Raw genomic sequence first — 13,651 nt, 5'->3', positions numbered from 1 at the left:
CCGGAGGAGAACATCGTGTCCACACCCGTGAACCGCCAACTGCTGCTGAAGACGCGCCCGGAAGGGCGGGTCGGCCGCGAACACTTTTCGCTCGTCGAGACGCCGGTGCCGGCGCTCGCAGACGGCGAAGTGCTCGTGCGCGTGCTGTATCTGTCGATGGACCCGACCAACCGCGTGTGGATGAGCGACGTGCCGCAGTACCTGCCACCCGTCGCGATCGGCGAGGTGATGCGCGCGCTCGGCATCGGGCGTGTGGTGGCGTCGCGCCATGCGGGGTTCGCGGAAGGCGATCTCGTGCAGGGGCTCGTCGGCTGGCAGGATTATGCGGTCGTGCCGGCCGACCAGGCCGCGCAGCTCGTGAAGCTGCCCGCGGAGTCGGGCCTGCCGCTGCCGACGCTGCTCGGTGCGTGCGGGATGAGCGGGCTGACCGCGTACTACGGGCTGACCGACATCGCGCCGGTGCAGCCGGGCGAGACGCTCGTGGTATCGGCGGCGGCCGGCTCGGTCGGCTCGATCGCCGGGCAGATCGGCAAGATCCACGGCGCGCGCGTGGTGGGTATCGCGGGCGGTGCGGACAAGTGCCGCTACCTGACCGAGACGCTCGGCTTCGACGCGGCCGTCGACTACAAGGCCGACGATTTCCGTCAGCAGCTGAAGGCCGCGACGCCGGACGGCGTGCACGTGAATTTCGAGAACGTCGGCGGCGAGGTGATGCGCGCGGTGCTGTCGCGGATGGTGATCGGCGGGCGCGTCGCCCTGTGCGGCGTGATCTCGAATTACAACAGCGGGCGCGCGGCGGACGACGTCGGTGTGCTGATCTCGAAGCGGCTGACGATGCGCGGCTTCCTGATCCTCGACTATCGCAAGAGCCGCGAGGCCGTGCAGACGCTCGCGGGCTGGCTGCGCGACGGCCGGCTCAAGGCCGAGGAGACGGTTGCGGACGGTCTCGAAAATGCGCCCGACGTGCTGAACCGCCTGTTCGACGGCGACCATCGCGGCAAGCTCGTGCTGCGCGTCGATCCGGACGCGTGACGGGCCCGCGGCACGGCGTGCGATGCCGTCGTACGCCGCCGCAACGGGCGCGAACGCGGTGCGTTCGATCAATCGGGTCTTAGTTTCGGACTTGTCCCATATATTGTCCGGACGTCCCTCCCTAAAGTGATTGCCAGCAGACAGGCGGTGCGACCGACGCGTCACGCCGCCTTTTTTTCTGGTCACGCAGCAGAGGAGAGGGAACATGCGAAACGACGCGAAGCGGGCGGCATCGGCAACGGCAGTGCGCCATCGAACGGGGCGGGGCGCCGGGGCCGTGCGGAAGATGGCTCTCGGGCTGGGTGTCGCGCTGGCGATGTCGAATGCGATGGCAAGCGGACAGAGCGCGTCGGACGGCATCGTCCGGTTCACCGGCGCGCTCGTCGATCTCTACGACGTGACGCTCGATGCGCGGTCGGCTGCGCTGGTCGATGGACCGGAGGTGGCCGGCAGCGGGGCGGCGGCCACGCTCCGGTTCGATGCGCATGGCCGGCGCTTGCCGGGTGCGCAGGTGATGCTGGTCGGGCTGGACGGTACGCCGCTCGCGCCGGATGCTGCCACGGGCATGCGTGCAACGTGGCGCGATGCACACGACGAGCGAAGCGTGCGGCTGGCATTGGGCCGTGTTCATCGCGTGGGCCCGTACGGCGGCATGATGACGGTGGCGGCGGATGAAGCAACGGGCGCCGTGGCGCCCGTCGTGATTCGCATTCGTCATCCGTGACCGATGCTTTCTGCAGGTGTGCGGATCGCCTTCGGCCGGCGCGCGGCACATAGCCGCGCGGTGCGTCATTCGCCCTGTTCGGAACGCGCGTAGATGTCCCAGCTCGCCATGAACAGCGCGGCGACGAGCGGCCCGATCACGAAGCCGTTGATCCCGAACAGCGCCATCCCGCCGAGCGTCGAGATCAGCACGACCCAGTCGGGCATCTTCGTGTCCTTGCCGACGAGGATCGGGCGCAGCAGGTTGTCGACGAGGCCGATCACGCCGACGCAGAACCCGACGAGGATCACGCATTTCCAGATCTCGCCGACCATCAGGAAGTAGAGCGCGGCCGGCACCCACACGAGGCTCGCGCCGATCGCGGGCAGCAGCGACAGGAACGCCATCAGCGCGCCCCACAGCACGACGCCCTGGATGCCGAGGATCCAGAAGATCAGGCCGCCGAGCGCGCCCTGCACGAGCGCGACCGCGATGTTGCCCTTCACGGTCGCGCGCACGACCGTCGTGAATTTCGCGAGCAGCAGGTTCTTGTGCGCTTCGTCGAGCGGCAGCGCGCGGCGCACGCGGCGGCCGATCTCGCCGCCGTCGCGCAGCAGGAAGAACACCATGTACAGCATCACACCGAAGCTCACGACGAACTGGAACGTGTTCTGGCCGATGCTGAGCGCCTGGGTGGCCGCGAACTGGCTGATCTGCGCGGCGCCGTCGGTCAGCTTCTTCTGGATGCCCGGGATGTTGGTCAGTCCGTACTTCTGCAGCAGGTGCTGGATCGACGACGGCAGCGCGTGAATGATGTCCTGGAAGTATTGCGAGTAGTTTGGCTGCGCGGTCTTGATTTCCTGGTACACGTATGCGATTTCCTGCACGAGCGTCGCGGCGACGAACACGAGCGGCAGGATCACGATCAGGATGATCAGCGACATCGTCACGAGCGCGGCCAGGTTGCGCCGCTTGCCGAAGCGCGCGGCGAGCCAGCGCTGCACGGGCTGGAACAGGATCGCGAGAACGGTGCCCCAGAACACGGCGCCGGAGAACGGCGCGAGGATCCAGCAGAATCCGACGGTGACCGCGGCCAGCAGGAAATAGAAGAATTTTTGGTGATCGTGTCCGCTTTCCATGGATGGCGTTCGCGCAGATTGATGCTTGGTTTGATTGAATTGCGTTGCCCGGGGCGCGATCGGCTCTCGAACGTCACGGGTTCGCGGCGGAACGCGGCGTGGGGCGGCCCGAACGGGAGTATGCCCGCAAAGGCCCTGCCATCATAGCCGCAGCGCGCGGTACATGCGAAAACGCCGCGGCCGGGGCCGCGGCGCTGCCGGGAAGCAAACGCGGCGCAACGCCGCGTGCCGCATCGTCAGATATTGAGCTTCGTGACCTTCGTGCCGTTCACCGACAGGTCGCCCATCAGGCCCGCGTTGGTCAGGACCAGCACCTCGACCGGCGCGGTGGCCGTGTTGGAGTCGACCGCGCCGTTCGCGCCGACCTTCACGACCGCGACGGAGGCGTCGGCGCCGGCCGACCAGCCTTCGGACTTGCGGAACGAGTCGAGCGCATCCTGCGTCATGAACAGGAACACGATCGCCTTCGACTGCGCGCCGGCCTGCAGGCCGACCGACAGCGACGACGTGTTGTAGTAGCCGACCGTGCTGCCGCCGACGCGCAGCGCGCCGTTGCCCGACTGGCCGCCGACGATGAAGCCGGCCTGCAGCACGCTCGGGAACACGAGCACGCCGCGCGATTTCGCGACGAGTTCACGCGATCCCGGCACCGTCGAATAGAGGCGCGACAGCGTCGCGTTGACGCTGGCGTCGATCGACTGGCGCTTCGACGCGCTGGCCGATGCGCTTTCCGGTTTGTCCGGGGTGGTCGTACAGCCGGCGAGCGCGAGGCTGCCGAGCAGGACGGCGGCGGCGGCTTTCATGGCAAAGGTTTTCTGCATGGCGTTTCTCCTTCGTTGTCTGATTGAGGACGGACGGTGCGGGCAGCGGGGCGGCCGGCTCCGTTCAACGGCGGGCAAGGAGCAGGCCCGCAACGAACGCGAGGCCGGCGACGACGCCGGCGGTTTGCCACGGGTTGTCGTGCACGGCCTGCGACACCCGTTCGGCCGAATCGCGCAGCCGGGCGGCCGCGCTGCCCGACGCATGGTCGAGCGCGCTGCGCGCTTCATCGAGCCTGGATTGCACGCGCTTGCGCAGCGCGGCGATATCGCCGTCGCCGTCGTTTTTCAGCAGATCTTCGAGTTCGTCGACCAGCCCGCGCAGATCGTCGGTGACGTCGGCACGCAGGTCGCGGGCCGCCGAGCGCGTCGTGCGTCCCACGCGCCGGCCCGTGCGACGAATGTCGGACAGGCCGCGGTCCAGCTTGTGTTCGATCGAGTCGGTGAGCGCCATGGTGTTTATCCTCCTTCGATTCAAGGCTAATTTGAAGATAAGACGAATCCCAGCAACCTGTGTGATTCACTTGGCCCGATTTTGTTTCGAGACAAATTTTCAATTCGTCGGCAGGATTGCCGCGAAGCCCCGCCGCACGGGGCGGCGCGGCGGTTGAAAAAAATTCCCATGCCGGGCGAAGCGGCGTATCGGGCCGCGATACGCGGTGAAGGCACGGTAAATATCGCGTCGCCAGGGCTGCCAGGTAAATAGTGCCGTTGCAGGCCTTGTGCTGATGCAAATGCACTATTCGACGCTCTGTCGACGAGCACGGTTCGTTCCCGGGGCTGCCAACGTGCCGCCGTCGCCAAGCGCGACGTCGATCACGACGGGATCGTGGTCGGATGAACGGTACGCGTCGGGTGCGTAATAAGACGACCGGTGCGCGAATGTTTTGTAATCGGGCACGGGTTGCAGGGCAACGGGTTCGTCGGCGTTGATGTGCCAGACGTGCACGGCCTTCACGCGCGCGGCGAGTGCAGGCGTGGCGAGCGCGTGGTCGAGGCTGCCCGCTTCGCCGCGAAATACGTAGCTGTACGCAGCATCGCCGACGAAGCGGGCCACCAGGTTCGCGTACCCGCGCGATTCGAACGCGCGAACCGGATCTTCCTTCGCGTAGCTGTTCAGGTCGCCGATCAGCAGCACCCCGTCCGCCGCGGTGCCGGTTGGCGACGTGGCGAGCCAGTCGGCGATGCGTGCGGCGGCCCGCGTGCGTGCCGCATTCCAGCAGCCCTGGCCGTCCGACTGGTCGCGATCGGCGCCGGTCGCATTCGGGCAGTTCTTCGATTTCAGGTGATTGACCGCGACCGTGAAGACGCGCGTGCCGCCGATGCCGCGGAACGTCTGCGCGAGCGGCGGCCGGTGCCGGCCGCCGAGTGCGACGGTCGCCGCACGCCCGATCGGCTCGACCGTGCGGCTGTCGTACAGCAGCGCGACCGCGATCGCATCGTGGCCGAGCCGCCCGGTGCCGGGATCGACCGCGCGCCAGCCGTCACCGAGTTGCGTGGCGAGACGCCGCACGGCGCTTGCGTCGCCGTGGCCGTTGTTCGCGATTTCCATCAGCCCGATCACGTCGGCACGCAACGCGCGCAACGCCGCGACGATCTTCGCTTCCTGTCGCGCGAACGCGGCGGGCGTTTTCGCGCCACGGTTGGCCGGGGCATCGAATCCGCCTCCATGCCCGTCGCCGTTGAAATAGTTGAATACGTTGAACGACACGATGCGCACGTCGGCATCGGGATGCCGCGCAGGCGCATCGGTACGCGGGTTCGCGGCGGCATCGAACACCGGCATCGCGCCGGCAACCGGTTGCAGCCGCCACGCGCCGTAGCGCAGTTCGAGCACGCCTTCGACGCCGCGCACCGTGTAGCCCGCGCGCAGCGTATTGGCGGCACTCAGCGCGGGTGGCGGATAGCGCGCGGTCGCGGGATCGCGGCGGTTCGAGCCGTCGTCGAGCACGATGCGGTTGCGTGCGTTGGCTGCCGCGAGCGCGGCGGCCTCGGCCGGCGGTGCGACGTGGGTCGGGATGCGCAGCCGGCCGTTGCTGAGGACGACGCTGCCGTAGCGGCCGAGTTCGTGCGTATCGCTGACCGTCAGCTGTTGCGGCAGGCGCACCCGCATGCCTTCGTGCGCGGCCAGCACGGATGGCGTGGCGACCGGCAGCGCGAGCGTTGCCGGCGTGACCGTCTGCCCGCGTGCGCAGACGGTCATGCCGCCCGACAGCGTGAATTGCGTCCGGCCGTATCGCTCGTCGACGCGGCCCGTGAGATGCACGAGATCGCCGGCCTTCGCGCGCGCGGTCGGTGCGTACACGAACACGCCTTCCGGCACGCCCGGCCGGTGCCGTCGCTGCGCGTCGGCCTGCTGGACGAAGAAGCCGCCGAGGCCGTCTGCGCCGCCGAACGCCGCGGTGACGACCGCTTCGATCGAGGTCGTTTGCCCGGCCAGCGGCGACGGGCCGCCGGCGCCGCGGAGGTCGGCAATCGGCGTGGTTGCGCCGCCGCAGCCGGCGCTGACCGGCGGCGCAGCCGCGGCCGGCCGGGCGAAGACGGCGAAGAGGGGGGCGAGGGCGATGAACGGTGCAACGGCAAGCGGCAGAAGCAGGCGTGACATGGGGCAGTCCACAGGAAGAAAATCCGACGGTTCGGGCAGGCATCTTGACGGCAAAATGTCAGGAAGCGGCCGAAATGGCCGTCCGGCCAGAGCCGATTGGCCGACGATGCAAACCGCACGGCGGCTGCTACGCTTTTGCATCGGCCGCCGCATCCCGATCGCGCAGCGAACGCTGCCGCGCCCCGTTCCCACAGGAGAGATCCATGTCTTACATGCTGTTGATTGTCGAGCCGACCGACCAGCGCGCCGAACGCACGCTCGACGAAGGTCAGGCGCTGTACGCGCGGATGGTCGATTTCGCCGAGACGCTGAAGGTGCGCGGCGTGCTGCGCGGCGTCGAGTCGCTGGAGCGCTCCGAGCGCGGGACGCGCGTGCAGGTGCGCGACGGCGAGACGCGCCTGCTCGACGGCCCGTTCGCGGAGGCGAAGGAGATGATCGGCGGCTTCTTCCTCGTCGATGTCGACACGCGCGAGGAAGCGATCGAGATCGCGCGCCAGTGCCCGGCCGCGCAATGGTGCACGGTCGAGGTGCGGGCGGTCGGCCCGTGCTTCCTGTGAAGGCCGCGGCTCGGTATTTACCCTGATGTGTCGCGGAACATGTCGATCCGGCTGTCTTCCGGCCGTCGTCCGGATAAGGCGCCGATGAACGGGCGCCGCCTTCCACCGACGACAAGGAGTAAACGATGCGATTCATGATCATGATCCGGGCGAACGCCGTCAGCGAGTCCGACGCGTTGCCGGATAACCGGCTGGTCGAGGCCATGACCGTCTATCACGAGGAACTGGCCAGGGCCGGCGTGCTGCTCGACGCGAACGGGCTGCGGCCGAGTGCGCGCGGCTGGCGCGTGCGCTACACGGGCGGCAAAGGCACGGTGGTCGACGGCCCGTTCGCCGAAACGAAGGAACTGATCGCCGGCTATACGCTGATCCAGGTGCGTTCGCGCGACGAAGCGCTCGAATGGACGCGCCGGTTCCCCGCGCCGTTCGGCGCCGAGATGGATTGCGAGATCGAGGTGCGGCCGCTGTTCGAGCTTGACGATCTCACGCCGAGCGACGCGGTCGAGCGGTTCCGCGAACTCCACGTCGGCCGCACCAGCGCCTGATCGATTGCCCACCTGAACCCAACCTCACCGGGAGCACCCGACATGCACAAGATGGTCTTCATCAACCTGCCCGTGGCCGACCTGCCGCGCTCGAAGGCGTTCTACCAGGCGCTCGGCTTCGAGGTCGTGCCGGCCTATACCAACGACCAGGCCGCCTGCATCAAGATCAGCGACACGATCTTCGCGATGCTGCTCGTGCGGCCATTTTTCCAGACGTTTACCGGCAAGACCATCGTCGATCCGGCAACGCAGGTGCAGGCACTGTCGTGCCTGTCGTGCGAAAGCCGCGCCGAGGTCGACACGATCGTCGCGAAGGCGCTGGCGGCCGGCGGGTCCGCGCCGCAAGCGCCGCGCGAGTACCCGAACATGTACGGCCACGGGTTCGACGATCCGGACGGCCATGCATGGGAGCTGATGGCCATGCCGCTGGACGCGTCCGCCGAGGGGCAGGCGTCGTGACGCATGAGGCGACTCACCGTGCGATCGAAGCGGTCTGGCGGATCGAGGCGCCCAAGATCATCGCGCGCGCCGCGCGCGTGGTGCGCGACGTCGGCGTGGCCGAGGAACTGGCGCAGGACACGCTCGTCGCGGCGCTCGAGCACTGGCCCGTCGACGGCGTGCCCGACAACCCGGCCGCATGGCTGATGACGGCCGTGAAGCGTCGTGCGCTCGACCGGATCCGGCAGGAGTCGCTCCACGCGGCGAAGCGCGACCAGCTCGGCCACGAGATGGACGCGCTCGAAGCGCATGTCGTCCCCGACATCGCGGAGGCGCTCGCCGACGCGAGCGACGACGACATCGGCGATGACCTGCTGCGGCTGATCTTCACGTCGTGCCACCCGGTGCTGTCGACCGATGCGCGCGTTGCGCTGACGCTGCGGCTGCTCGGCGGGCTGACGACGGGCGAGATCGCGCGCGCGTTCCTGACGCCCGAGCCGACGATCGCGCAGCGGATCGTGCGCGCCAAGCGCACGCTCGCGGCGGCGCACGTGCCGTTCGAGGTGCCGGCCGCCGATGCGCGGCCCGCGCGGCTCGCGTCGGTGCTCGAAGTGATCTATCTCGTGTTCAACGAAGGCCATGCGGCGACCTCCGGCGACGACTGGACGCGCCCGGCGCTGTGCGACGAGGCATTGCGGCTCGGCCGCGTGCTGGCCGGGCTGGCGCCGGACGAGAGCGAGGTGCTCGGGCTCGTTGCGCTGATGGAACTGCAGGCGTCGCGCATGCCTGCGCGCACCGACGCGCAGGGCCGGCCCGTGCTGCTGCTCGACCAGGATCGCAGCCGCTGGGATCCGCTGCTGATCCGGCGCGGGCTCGCGGCGCTCGAACGCGCGACGAAGCTCGGCGGCGTACGCGGGCCGTATGCGCTGCAGGCCGCGCTGGCCGCCTGCCATGCGCGCGCGCGGCATGCGTCGGATACCGACTGGGCGCAGATCGTCGCGCTGTATGACGCGCTCGCCGAAGTCGCGCCGTCGCCCGTCGTCGAGCTGAATCGCGCGGTGGCCGTCGGGATGGCGTTCGGGCCGGCCGCGGCGCTCGAGCTCGTCGATGCGTTGCGCGACGATCCCGCGCTCGCGCGCTATCACTGGCTGCCGAGCGTGCGTGGCGACCTGCTGGCGAAGCTTGGCCGCGCGGACGAAGCCAAGGCCGAATTCCGCCGCGCGGCGGAACTGACGCGCAACGAGCGCGAACGCGAATTGCTGCTCAGGCGTGCGACGGACGCGTGACGCACGCGGCACGCACGAACGCGCGAACGCAGCGCACCGTGCGCAGGTCGCGCCGGGGAGCGCGCGCCGTGTCCCGCCGGGCACTATCGCCCGGATTGAAAAAGCCTATTGGGGGATGCGAACGCGAGCGCCTAGATTGAAGAGCACGATGCGCGCGCCCCGGCAAGCGCATCGTTCCCCACATACCTGATCGGCCCGGCTTCGCACGCGGCCGCGCCGACTCGAACGGAGGCGCAAATGGCTCAACTCAAGGGCAGCAAAACCGAAGAGAACCTGAAGGCCGCATTCGCGGGTGAATCGCAGGCGAACCGGCGTTATCTGTATTTCGCTTCGAAGGCTGACGTCGAAGGCCAGAACGACGTCGCCGCGCTGTTCCGCTCGACCGCCGAAGGCGAAACCGGCCATGCGCACGGCCATCTCGAATATCTGGAAGCCGTCGGCGATCCGGCAACGGGCTTGCCGTTCGGTCCATCGCGGCTGAATCTCGAATCGGCGATCGCCGGCGAAACGCACGAATACACCGACATGTATCCGGGCATGGCGAAGACGGCGCGCGACGAGGGTTTCGACGAAATCGCGAACTGGTTCGAGACGCTCGCGAAGGCGGAACGCAGCCACGCGAACCGCTATACGAAGGCGCTGGACAGTCTCGTCGACTGACAGGCTGCCGCGGGCCGCACGTCAGGCCGTGCGACCGGCAAGCGGCCGGCTGTTCGTTCATCGCTGCCCGCATTGCGCGGGCGGCGCTGGCGCGCATGCGCGCCACGCTGGAGCGCCCCATGCCCCACAAGGAAGGCAGTCTCGAAGCCCCGACCCGGCATCCGCTCGACTGGCAGTCCGATACGTTCTACGACCCGGCCGCGATCGATGCGGAAATGACGCGCGTGTTCGACATCTGCGCCGGGTGCCGGCGCTGCGTGTCGTTGTGCGGCGCGTTTCCGACGCTGTTCGATCTGGTCGACGACACGCCGATGGGCGATATCGAAGAAGTGCCGAAGGCCGCGTTCGGCAAGGTCGTCGACCAGTGCTACCTGTGCGACCTCTGCTACATGACGAAATGCCCGTACGTGCCGCCGCACGCATGGAACGTCGACTTCCCGCACCTGATGCTGCGCGGCAAGGCCGCGCGCTACAAGCGCGGCGAAGCGACGCTGCGCGACAAGGTGCTGTCGAACACCGACGCGCTCGGCCACTTCGCCGGCATCCCGATCGTCACGCAGGCGGTGAACGCGGTGAACCGCACGCCGCCCGCGCGCCATGCGCTCGAAGCGACGCTCGGCGTCGATCGCCATGCGTGGCTGCCGCAATTCGCACCGCGCAAATTCCGGCGCACGGCGAAGCCCTCCGACGGCTTGCCCGTGCGCGACGGCGAGCGCACGCCCGGCAAGGTTGCGATCTACGCGACCTGCTACGTGAACTTCAACGAGCCGGGCATCGGCCACGACCTGCTCGCGATCCTCGCGCACAACGACATCCCGTACGAGCTCGTCACGCGCGAAGCCTGTTGCGGGATGCCGCTGCTCGAGCAGGGCAATCTCGCCGGCGTGGCCGCGAAGAAGGACGTGAACCTGCCCGTGCTCGAACGCTATGCGCGCGAAGGCTATGCACTGATCGGCGCGATCCCGAGCTGCGTGCTGATGTACAAGAGCGAACTGCCGCTGATGTTCCCCGGCGACGAAGCCGTGCGCGCGGTGGCCGACGCATTCTGGGATCCGTTCGAATACGTGATTGCGCGGCATCGCGACGGGCTGCTCAAGACCGATTTCAAGACGGGCCTCGGCACCGTGTCGTATCACGTGCCGTGCCACGCGCGCGTGCAGAACATCGGCCGCAAGACGGCCGACGCGCTGTCGCTCGTGCCCGATACGCACGTGAACGTCGTCGAGCGCTGCTCGGGCCACGCGGGCACGTTCGGCGTGAAGAAGGAATTCCATGCGGACGCGATGCGGATCGGCGGGCCCGTGTTCAAGGCGATGGCCGAGCCGCAGCCGGATTTTGTCTCGTCGGACTGCGCGCTGGCCGGCCATCACATCGTGCAGGGTATCGACGACAAGGGGCTGCCGTCCGCGCCGCTCGCGCATCCGCTCACGCTGCTGCGCCGCGCGTACGGCATCTGAGCCGCCGCCGGCCGACCCACGAGGATCTCCCATGACGTTGACCCGCGACTCCCTGCTGACGCTCGAAGCGTACGCGAAGATCCGCAAGGCCGAACACGCGCGGCTCGTCGCGTACAAGCGCCGCCGCGCGGTGGCGCTCGGCAACCACCTGCGCTTCCTGTTCGAGGACGAGACGACGATCCGCTATCAGATCCAGGAGATGCTGCACATCGAGAAGATCTTCGACCAGGCGGGCATCGAAGGGGAACTGGAAGCGTATCTGCCGCTCGTGCCCGACGGCACGAACCTGAAGGCGACGATGCAGATCGAGTACGAGCACGAAATCGAACGGCGCGCGGCGCTCGCGCGGTTGATCGGTATCGAGGATCGCGTGTACCTGCAGGTCGACGGGCATGCGAACGTCTACGCGATCGCCGACGAGGATCTCGAGCGCGACAACGCCGAGAAGACGTCGGCCGTGCATTTCGTGCGCTTCGAGCTCGGCGCGCCGATGCGCGCGGCGCTCAAGGGCGGGGCGGCGTTGTCGATCGGCTGCGATCACCCGGCCTACGCGATGCCGGCACAGCGCGTGGACGCGGACGTGACCGCATCGCTGGCCGGCGATCTGCACTGACGCGTCCGCTGCACGTTCAGCACGCCCCGCACACCGGTTTCCATTTTTCCGTTCCGACCCGAAGCGGGATTTCCGCACGCGCTGCGGGGCAGTCGCCCGCCAGCCGCCGCGAAGATGTAACAGACGTCATGCGGTTGCATGCGGCGAAAAATGTGCGCCGGGCGTCACCGTGCTTTCATCACTCGCAGAGAAACAATAAAAAGATTGTGCACGGAGATAATTAAAATCGGTCGAATTTGAATGATTTACCGATTCGTGAATATCTTGTTACGCTTTTTCCCCTGATTTACCGATGTTGGGCAGCAATGCGCGGGATTGTTGCCGGCAAGGGTCTGACCAGCCCGAAAATGCCCATTGGCGGGCATTCTTCATACGCTCCGGAGCCCCGCCGGACGGGCCTTTGCAGCGATGGGCATAAAGATCCCGCAAAAAAATTCAAGCATAAATACATCAAGCACCCTTGGCAGGTTGTTTCAGTGCGTAACATTAAGTCATTGTCATATTGAGATAAACCCTAGGGATGGTATGCTTCGTGCACAAAAATTCCCACATTGGAGTGAGACCGTGATTTGTGCGCCATTGCCGGGAATGGCGGCACCGTGAAAGTGCGGTGTCGCGCCGGCATGCACAACACCGGATAACCATAATGTGCAACCGGGCCGCCCCGCGACGCGATGTGTCGCGAAGGCGCCGCCAATCGCAGCCCCGGCCTGGCTGCGTGGAGAGATCTACTATGTTCTTCGATGAGCTTAACGATGAAGAGTGGTTTCGTCTTTCAGCGCTGATCGCCGATGAACCCATCCGGCTGAACCGTCGTGGGCGTCCACGTGCGGAACCGCGTGTCGTTGCCAACGCGGTGCTCTGGATTCTGACGACCGGGGAAGCCTGGTCGAAGCTGCCCGGCCGCTATCCGTCCGGGCCGACGTGCCGTCGCCGTTACGAGGAGTGGCTGGCGTCCGGCACGCTGCTGCAGATGATCGACGTGCTGACCCAGTTCAGCGGGCGCACGTTCGCGTATATCCCGCCGCCGCCGGTGCCGGTCGTGCCCGCTCGTCGTGCCGAGCCCGTGCCCGACAACGATCGCTTGCGCGGCGTGTTCTGGCAAAACCCCGAGTCGTGGCAATTGCCGGTCGCGCACGCAAACGTTTGGGATGGCGAGGGTGCGTCGCAGACGGCCATGCCGGATGACGCGCAAGCCGTCCGCCAGGCCGATGTGTCGTTCGTCGTGCCGGGTGCGCCGGCGGTGGAGTTGCGCCATGCGCATGCGTCGTCGGCGAGCTTCGCCGCGGCCGAACCGCAAGTCGACGAATATCGCGGCTATACGATCTGCGGCATCGCGCAGCCCGTGCAGAACCTGATGTATCGCGCATGGGCCGAGATTTCGCAGGACGAGCGGCGCGTCGAGCGCTCGGGCCTCATCGGCCCGCGCTTCACCGATGCCGAGGAAGCCGAGCAGTTCGCGCTCGACTGGGCGCGCCAGTGGATCGATCGCCATGGCGCGAGCGACCAGCCGGCGCGCGAGCCGCAAGGCGAGGTGCTGGCCGGCCTGTCCGCGCTCGCGCGTGCGGAGTCGGACATCAAGCGCTTCATCACCGAGCGTCAAGCGGGCGCGCTGTCCGAAAGCCGCAACGATCCGGTGCAGCAGGAGCGTCGCGAATACGAGTACCGCGTAGGCTGACCGCCGACCCGCTGAAACGCGCGGGCCGTCGTGTGCCACGACGCCCGCGCGGAAGTCCCGTCTTTTCATGCTTGCCCGATCCGGGGCGCCGCTGTCGAAGCGGCGCCCCGGGTGTATGCA

14 protein-coding genes are annotated in these 13,651 nt (G+C 67.7%); 10 read left to right on the top strand and 4 right to left on the bottom strand.

Annotated elements, in window-relative coordinates:
* Positions 1–15: 15 nt before the first annotated feature.
* Together G3N64_RS20475 and G3N64_RS20470 are read left to right on the top strand one after the other, a co-directional pair.
* A complete protein-coding gene (locus tag G3N64_RS20475; RefSeq protein WP_174917648.1) occupies positions 16–1,032 on the top strand; it encodes an NADP-dependent oxidoreductase in 1,017 nt (338 codons plus the stop codon).
* Positions 1,033–1,237: 205 nt separating this feature from the next.
* Positions 1,238–1,756, top strand: a complete 519-nt coding sequence (locus tag G3N64_RS20470) for a thioesterase (protein WP_205785551.1) — start codon at positions 1,238–1,240, stop codon at positions 1,754–1,756.
* Positions 1,757–1,821: 65 nt separating this feature from the next.
* Here the strand turns inward: G3N64_RS20470 and G3N64_RS20465 are convergent, their stop codons facing one another.
* The 4 genes from G3N64_RS20465 to G3N64_RS20450 all read right to left on the bottom strand — a co-directional run bounded on the left by G3N64_RS20465 (position 1,822) and on the right by G3N64_RS20450 (position 6,297).
* Positions 1,822–2,874, bottom strand: a complete 1,053-nt coding sequence (locus G3N64_RS20465; protein ID WP_205785550.1) for an AI-2E family transporter — start codon at positions 2,872–2,874, stop codon at positions 1,822–1,824.
* Between the two features lie 236 nt (positions 2,875–3,110).
* Entirely contained in the window at positions 3,111–3,695 is a 585-nt protein-coding gene (locus G3N64_RS20460; protein ID WP_205785549.1) for a YSC84-related protein, read from the bottom strand.
* A 64-nt stretch (positions 3,696–3,759) separates the two neighbouring features.
* The gene (locus G3N64_RS20455; protein ID WP_174917652.1) at positions 3,760–4,146 is read right to left on the bottom strand and encodes a DUF883 family protein; all 387 of its coding nucleotides are present in this window, start codon (positions 4,144–4,146) and stop codon (positions 3,760–3,762) included.
* A gap of 285 nt (positions 4,147–4,431) precedes the next feature.
* The gene (locus G3N64_RS20450; RefSeq protein WP_205785548.1) at positions 4,432–6,297 is read right to left on the bottom strand and encodes an ExeM/NucH family extracellular endonuclease; all 1,866 of its coding nucleotides are present in this window, start codon (positions 6,295–6,297) and stop codon (positions 4,432–4,434) included.
* A gap of 203 nt (positions 6,298–6,500) precedes the next feature.
* Between G3N64_RS20450 and G3N64_RS20445 the strand changes: the two genes are divergently transcribed.
* The 8 genes from G3N64_RS20445 to G3N64_RS20410 all read left to right on the top strand — a co-directional run bounded on the left by G3N64_RS20445 (position 6,501) and on the right by G3N64_RS20410 (position 13,531).
* Positions 6,501–6,854, top strand: coding sequence for a YciI family protein (locus G3N64_RS20445; RefSeq protein WP_205785547.1), 354 nt, complete (start codon positions 6,501–6,503; stop codon positions 6,852–6,854).
* 125 nt (positions 6,855–6,979) lie between these two features.
* Entirely contained in the window at positions 6,980–7,399 is a 420-nt protein-coding gene (locus G3N64_RS20440; RefSeq protein WP_175045242.1) for a YciI family protein, read from the top strand.
* A gap of 42 nt (positions 7,400–7,441) precedes the next feature.
* Positions 7,442–7,858, top strand: a complete 417-nt coding sequence (locus tag G3N64_RS20435; protein ID WP_205785546.1) for a VOC family protein — start codon at positions 7,442–7,444, stop codon at positions 7,856–7,858.
* Positions 7,855–9,123: an RNA polymerase sigma factor gene (locus G3N64_RS20430; RefSeq protein WP_205785545.1), complete on the top strand. Its 1,269-nt coding sequence runs from the start codon at positions 7,855–7,857 to the stop codon at positions 9,121–9,123. The genes G3N64_RS20435 and G3N64_RS20430 overlap by 4 nt, the downstream gene beginning before the upstream one ends.
* A gap of 237 nt (positions 9,124–9,360) precedes the next feature.
* On the top strand, positions 9,361–9,783 hold the full coding sequence (locus G3N64_RS20425; RefSeq protein ID WP_085040796.1) for a rubrerythrin family protein: 423 nt from the start codon (positions 9,361–9,363) through the stop codon (positions 9,781–9,783).
* Positions 9,784–9,902: 119 nt separating this feature from the next.
* The gene (locus tag G3N64_RS20420) at positions 9,903–11,240 is read left to right on the top strand and encodes a heterodisulfide reductase-related iron-sulfur binding cluster (RefSeq protein ID WP_205785544.1); all 1,338 of its coding nucleotides are present in this window, start codon (positions 9,903–9,905) and stop codon (positions 11,238–11,240) included.
* A 31-nt stretch (positions 11,241–11,271) separates the two neighbouring features.
* Positions 11,272–11,853, top strand: a complete 582-nt coding sequence (locus tag G3N64_RS20415) for a DUF3501 family protein (protein WP_205785543.1) — start codon at positions 11,272–11,274, stop codon at positions 11,851–11,853.
* 733 nt (positions 11,854–12,586) lie between these two features.
* Positions 12,587–13,531, top strand: coding sequence for a transposase (locus tag G3N64_RS20410; RefSeq protein WP_205785542.1), 945 nt, complete (start codon positions 12,587–12,589; stop codon positions 13,529–13,531).
* Positions 13,532–13,651 lie beyond the last annotated feature (120 nt).

The organism is Burkholderia sp. Ac-20344, assembly GCF_017104975.1.
Lineage (GTDB): Bacteria > Pseudomonadota > Gammaproteobacteria > Burkholderiales > Burkholderiaceae > Burkholderia.
This window is presented reverse-complemented; position numbering and strand designations above follow the sequence as displayed.

Bases quoted from the DNA above. Each gene is read 5' to 3' on its own strand.
- G3N64_RS20470 (WP_205785551.1), top strand. From the start codon at position 1,238: ATGCGAAACGACGCGAAGCGGGCGGCATCGGCAACGGCAGTGCGCCAT.
- G3N64_RS20465 (WP_205785550.1), bottom strand. From the start codon at position 2,874: ATGGAAAGCGGACACGATCACCAAAAATTCTTCTATTTCCTGCTGGCC.
- G3N64_RS20460 (WP_205785549.1), bottom strand. From the start codon at position 3,695: ATGCAGAAAACCTTTGCCATGAAAGCCGCCGCCGCCGTCCTGCTCGGC.
- G3N64_RS20455 (WP_174917652.1), bottom strand. From the start codon at position 4,146: ATGGCGCTCACCGACTCGATCGAACACAAGCTGGACCGCGGCCTGTCC.
- G3N64_RS20450 (WP_205785548.1), bottom strand. From the start codon at position 6,297: ATGTCACGCCTGCTTCTGCCGCTTGCCGTTGCACCGTTCATCGCCCTC.
- G3N64_RS20445 (WP_205785547.1), top strand. From the start codon at position 6,501: ATGTCTTACATGCTGTTGATTGTCGAGCCGACCGACCAGCGCGCCGAA.
- G3N64_RS20440 (WP_175045242.1), top strand. From the start codon at position 6,980: ATGCGATTCATGATCATGATCCGGGCGAACGCCGTCAGCGAGTCCGAC.
- G3N64_RS20435 (WP_205785546.1), top strand. From the start codon at position 7,442: ATGCACAAGATGGTCTTCATCAACCTGCCCGTGGCCGACCTGCCGCGC.
- G3N64_RS20425 (WP_085040796.1), top strand. From the start codon at position 9,361: ATGGCTCAACTCAAGGGCAGCAAAACCGAAGAGAACCTGAAGGCCGCA.
- G3N64_RS20420 (WP_205785544.1), top strand. From the start codon at position 9,903: ATGCCCCACAAGGAAGGCAGTCTCGAAGCCCCGACCCGGCATCCGCTC.
- G3N64_RS20415 (WP_205785543.1), top strand. From the start codon at position 11,272: ATGACGTTGACCCGCGACTCCCTGCTGACGCTCGAAGCGTACGCGAAG.
- G3N64_RS20410 (WP_205785542.1), top strand. From the start codon at position 12,587: ATGTTCTTCGATGAGCTTAACGATGAAGAGTGGTTTCGTCTTTCAGCG.